Origin of the sequence: Okeania sp. SIO2F5 (assembly GCF_010692685.1) — a bacterium.
In the GTDB taxonomy this organism is placed as follows: domain Bacteria; phylum Cyanobacteriota; class Cyanobacteriia; order Cyanobacteriales; family Microcoleaceae; genus Okeania; species Okeania hirsuta.
In genome coordinates, this window is the sequence record NZ_JAAHGU010000094.1 from 23,026 (window position 1) to 29,025 (window position 6,000).

3 protein-coding genes are annotated in these 6,000 nt (G+C 35.0%); 1 reads left to right on the forward strand and 2 read right to left on the reverse strand.

The window, feature by feature from the left end; translation table 11 throughout:
* Positions 1-194: 194 nt before the first annotated feature.
* Positions 195-4,025 (reverse strand): tetratricopeptide repeat protein, encoded by a 3,831-nt coding sequence (locus F6K27_RS23045; RefSeq protein WP_287278465.1) that lies wholly within the window; start codon positions 4,023-4,025, stop codon positions 195-197.
* Positions 4,026-4,384: 359 nt separating this feature from the next.
* A complete protein-coding gene (locus tag F6K27_RS23050) occupies positions 4,385-4,717 on the reverse strand; it encodes a TIGR03792 family protein (RefSeq protein ID WP_287278466.1) in 333 nt (110 codons plus the stop codon).
* 101 nt (positions 4,718-4,818) lie between these two features.
* On the opposite strand from F6K27_RS23050, the gene rpiA reads away from it, so the two are divergent.
* Positions 4,819-5,532 (forward strand): ribose-5-phosphate isomerase RpiA, encoded by a 714-nt coding sequence (gene rpiA / locus F6K27_RS23055; protein ID WP_287278467.1) that lies wholly within the window; start codon positions 4,819-4,821, stop codon positions 5,530-5,532.
* The last annotated feature ends 468 nt before the right edge of the window (positions 5,533-6,000 follow it).

Genomic DNA, 6,000 nt, shown 5'->3' on the forward strand with positions numbered 1-6,000 from the left:
CTACCAGAATACACAGGATAAGCTAAAAGGCATTTAATTTTTATGTTCCCTATTATCTTTTTTCTGTCAGCTTTCCCAGAATTAGGGGTAAATCGTTTCAATGGGAAATAGTTTAACCACTACTTAAATCAATTCCTGTAATTAATTTTCCTAAAGTTCAGCCAATGCCTCATCTACCTTTTCCATCTTCCTTGTTACTTATTTCTGAGTTCAACAAATATCTGATACATCTGTTTTGCCAATTTTTTAGGATTCCACAAAGGCGCTAAATTATCTGGATTTTTTGACCTCTGCAAATGCTCCCGCACTGAATTTCTTAAACCTAAATCTTTACCTAATTTAATTCCCCATTCTGTATATTCTTCCCAACTCCAAGCTACTCCTATATCCAAATTTACATTCTGCAAAAATGAGTAACCCATTCTAGACAAATATTGTTCTCCAGCTCTAGTTATTATTGGTAAATTTGCCCATAAAGCTTCCAAATTATGAGTACCTCCATTGTAGGGATAAGAATCTAATAAAACATCTGCTATCTGATAAATTGCTCGATGTTCTTCTTCTGTTTGAGTTTGCCCTAAAAAGATAATTCGATTAAAGTCTACCCCTAAATTTTCAGATTCTTGAAGATAGGTTTGATAAATTACATCTACATCTCCTTGACCTTTACGAATTAATATACTTTCTGGTGTATGTTGCAAAATTTTTAATTGAGCGCGTACCATTTCTGGATTAGTTTTTCGCCCCGGAGCTATACACAAATAAACCATTTTATCTGAATCAATTCCGAGAGTATTTCTAGTCGCATTTCTATCAACCGAATGACTATCAAACCCATCCACAGCTACAGATGTTTCTGGCAATCTAACTAATTTTTCTAGATAATGTTTTTCTCTTCCTTGAGGATGGGTATACCAGTCACATAAAAAGTAATTACTTTCAGAAATATAGGGCGCATCAAAACCTAACCAGGAAACACAAACTTGTGCTGGTTGTTCATGAATAATATGTACATTTACTGGCAATGTCATTGAATCTAAATCTACTATTACATCTAACTTGTCTTCTAATGTTTGTTCGACAATTTCTTCATAGGATGGGAACCCATTAGGATACTTTTTCGGCCAATAGGTTTTGACAGACATTTGTTCAAATTTTTGAGTAATATCATCTCGCTTCAACGAACCTGTAATATATAGATGAACGTGAGGTGTAATTTGAGATAGTTCTCGAATTAAGGCTTCGCTACACCAACCTACAGAATGACGACGAAAATGTTTGGAAAGGAATCCTATTTTCAGGGGTTGGGAATTAGAAATATGAGTTTTTGGAGTTGGATAGTTTTTGATTATATTTTGATAATATTGTTTGGCTATTAATTTGTAAAATTTAGCGTTTCCTTCTAAGTTATCCCGGAGGTGAGGTACGGCAAATAAGAAAATTTCATAGAGTAGTTTTATTTCTACTTCGCTGAAGGTTTCACAGTTTTGATAAGAAAATTTTTCTACTTGTGAAAGTTTGGAGTTTGCCATGTCACTTACTCCAGATTGAAAATAGGCGAATAAAAAGGCAGTACCTGAAAGAATAGGAGCTATTTCTCCACAAGAATTACAAAAATTATCGGCTGCTTTTCTAGCTTGGGCAAGTTTAGTTGTATGGCTGAGTAAATCGCATAATTGTTGATGTGCTTCAACAAATTGTGGTTTAAGTTCGATAGCTTTTTCAAACAAAGCGATCGCTTCTTCCATTTTTTCTTGTTTAATAATATGTCCGATGCGAGAATATACTTCTGCCCAGTTTGGTTTAAGTTCTAATGCTTGATGATATTTTTCTAGTGCTGATTTTAATAATCCTTTATTGGAAAGTGCTGTTCCTAAGTTGGCATAAGCATCATAGGAATTAGGATTATATTTAATGGCTATTTGATAATGATAAATTGCCCGATCGTAGTCTCCTTTCAACAAGAAATTATTAGCTAGTTTTTCATTTAAGTGTTTGAGTTCTGGATTAATATTTAATGCTTTCTGATAATATTTTGCTGCTGCTTCTCTATCTCCTTGTTTACCTAAAATATTAGCTAGATTACTATAAGCTTCGGTATAATCTGGTTTGAGATTAATAGCTCTTTGATAACTTCTAACTGCGTCGTTAATTCTACTCAGTTTAACTAGGGTATTGCCTAATTTAAAGTGAAAGTCTGCCTCTACTATATCTGGTTGAATTTCTAATGCTTTTTCCCAAGATTCCAGAGCTTCATCAACTTTTCCTAAATATTGAAATAGTTTACCAATATTCCAATAAATACCAGGCAAATCTGGTTTTAAATAAACAGCCTTTTGATAATAAAACAGTGCTTGTTTATGTTGACCTAACTGCAAATAGACACTACCCACATTTCCATAAACTTCTGCAACTTCCGGTTCAATTTCTAATGCCAGATTATAAGCAGACAAAGCTGCTGCTAAATTATTTTGTCTGTAAAAAGCATTTCCTAAAGTTACATAACATGGAGCATAATCTGGTTGAATTTTTAAAGCTTCTTTACAGTGAGCGATTGCTACTGTTAAATCTCCTTGTCCGAGAGCAATATCGGCTTGATTTCTATAAGTTTCTGCTGCGGGATATTTTAAGAGTTTTTTGACAAATTCTGTTTCTGATTCTTGGTCTTTAAAGGTTTGACTTTGACTGAGTTTTTCCTGATTTTTTTTGACTTGGTTTAAACCGGGGAAATTATCGGTATTATTCTCAAAAGCTTCAAATTTTTGCTCTGGAATTAGATTTAAAGTAGTAGCTTGAATTTCATGGTCTTCATCAGATTCAATAATTTCTCGATTTGGATATACTGTGAATTTTTCCTGTTCTAGATATTGACTTGATTGATGCTGAATTACTGAATCAAGATATTTTTCTGTTTCTAATTCTTGGTGTTTAAAGGTTTTACCTTGAATGAATTTATCCTGATTTTTCTTGACTTGGTTTAAACCGGGGAAATTATCGGTATTATTCTCAAAAGCTTCAAATTTTTGCTCTATTGATTTATCTTTTTCTTTTGGGTTTAATACCCCACCGTCTACAGGGTATTTACAATTGGTTGAGGTTTGAGTCCCCATCCACTTTTTCCTTCTTCCTTTTTCCTTCTTCCTCTCTTGGTGCCCATTCCCTCCCTTGGTCAGCATTCCCTTACGACTGTTGTCGTCGCCGGATATGACCCCTTGCATCTGTCGCCGATGCGGGGTCGCACCGCTTCTTCCTTCTTCAACCTCAATTACTGAATCAATATATCTCTCTATATTATGATTATTTGCCAATGCAAAATCTTGCCATTCTGTGAATAAAATACCCAATTCTTGCTCAGTAATCTCAGGCTTTAGCAATCTATATAATTCAGCAAAAGCCTCTTGATAATTTGGTTTAATAGATAAAGATTTTTGATAATAATCAAGAGCAGCTTCAAAATCATTTTGGAGAGTAAAAACACCACCCAATTTAAAATAAACTTGAGGGTTTTCCGGTTCTAGTTGCTGAAAAATTTGATAACAAAAAATCGCCCGCTCAAATTCCCTTCTTTCAATAAATATATTTCCCAATATCAATCGAACAGATGGAATATTTGGATTAATCTCCAGCGCCCTTTCATAATTAAAAATTGCTAAATCCAACTGTCCCCGTCGATTATAAATACTGCCAAGATAAACATAAACTTCTGCCAAATTAGGTTGTAACTTTAACGCCTGAAAATAAGCATTAATTGCCTGTTCAAATTGATTTTTCTCTTGAAAAATATTTCCCAAAATTAAATACACAGAAGTCAACTGAGGTTGAACTTTAAGTACTTCTTTGCAACAAGCGATCGCTGCATCAAAATTACCTTGTAGCAAATATACCTCAGCTAACTTCTTGTAAGCTTCAACATAGTCTGGTTTAATAGTTAAAACTTTTTGATAAGCAACCATTGCTGTATAAAGTTGTCCAGAATCTTTAAGTTTATTGGCTGTCTTGAAATAATTTTCAGGTAACATTTTCATGGTAAACCCTTACAGGGGTAATACTTGAGACTGCACTTAATTTTTTGTTAATTCTTGGCAATAACTAGAATAAGTTCATCTAGTGCAGGATAGCGGAAATAACTGACCAGTTACAAAATCCTAAAACAATACAAATCAAAAATGATTGACTGTCAGATGTGCGTCTTAAATTCTGGAGGCGATGTGTGCGGAACCATTTCCGCACTTTAAAAGCGCCATAGGAAACCTCGCCAATTAGCACTCGCTTTCAAATGCATGACTTTTAACCTCCCCGTAGCGACACTAGGCATTCCCTACTGTAATTAGTGCTTTTTTAGGATGTTTTTGCCTAAGTTTTGTAATTCTACAATATTAAAACTCTACACTGAAAACGAATGTGGGTTTTGTGGGTACGTTGCGTCAACTTCATATTCTCTAGAGTCTAACAAGGAGTAATTCTCCATCCCAAGTCCTTCCCTAAACTTAGATTCAGTTTCCTCTAATAAAACTTGTGAAATAGACTTCCATTGCTCTCGACTCTCCCAGTAAACTACGATAATAACTTCATTACCTCTGTAGCTATCAAGCCAGACTTCTTTTTTTAAAAAACCCATTTGTAAAGCTAGGAAAGATGTCCAAATTTCTCGATCCTTTTGGAGAAATTCTTCTTTTAAACTATCTTCGATCTTGAATTGTAGCCATTCAATTATCATGGTATTTATAGCAATAGAGAAAAAAGCATACTTGACTTTAACCTGCCAATTAGTTTAGGTAAGTTAGACAGTGCTGATAATTTGATCTGGAGTATTAAGGTATGATAACAGAACAAGACCCCACAAAATTAATGAAACAGCAAGTCGGTAAAGCTGCTGCTGACCGCATTAAATCTGGAATGATAGTGGGGTTAGGCACAGGATCGACCGCTGCCTATATGATCCAGTTTTTGGGGGAACGCCTACAAAGTGGCCAGCTAAAGGATATTAAAGGTATCCCTACCTCCTTTCAGTCAAATGTATTGGCTAAAAAGTATGGTGTACCATTAACCACCCTTGATGAAGTTGACCACATGGATATTGCAATTGATGGTGCTGATGAAGTTGACCCACAGAAAAATCTCATCAAGGGTGGTGGAGCAGCTCATACCCGTGAAAAAATTGTGGACTGTCTGGCAGAACAGTTTATTGTAGTGGTAGATAGTTCTAAATTAGTAGATAGGTTGGGTTCTACTTTTTTGCTCCCGGTAGAAGTTATACCGATGGCAATGACTCCTGTAATTCGGGGGATTGAAAAACTTGGTGGTCAACCAGAATTACGGATGGGGGTGAAGAAAGCTGGCCCTGTAGTGACTGACGAAGGTAATCTGGTTATTGATGTCAAGTTTGATTCTATAGATAACCCTGCAGAGCTAGAAAAAAGTTTAAATAATATTCCTGGCGTTTTGGAAAATGGTTTATTTGTAGGGGTTGCTGATGTAATTTTAGTAGGAGAAATTCAGAATGGGCAACCAATAGTTCGAGAAATTTCTTGAAGAAGATCGCCAATGAAATATACTTACCAATATCTTATATATCCAGCAAACGTGCCAGAAGTTAATACTAAACAACTGGCTCAGGATTTGTCGATATTGGTACAACAGAATCCTAGGAGAAGGCTTTGAATGATCGGAGCAAAACAGATGTCCAGTCAATGTCTGCCCTCTAATTTGTAATTTACTAAAGTTAAAATATCAACCAAATTACTACAACCAGAAGAAGCAATTACCAAAGTAGAATATCTTGATGTTTCCCAAATTTATTCAACAGTTTTGCTAGATGTCTGTCAAAGAGTAGAAACAACATTTTCTAGATTTTTAGCAGGAGGTGATAGTCATAGGAAACGAAGGGGTAAGCCTAGGTTGAAAAGTCAATCTAGACCTCGTTAATTGAACTTTCCTCATGGTAATGATTCTTGGTTAAAGTTTTGATAAATTAATGGTAAATGGTGATATATTTTAATT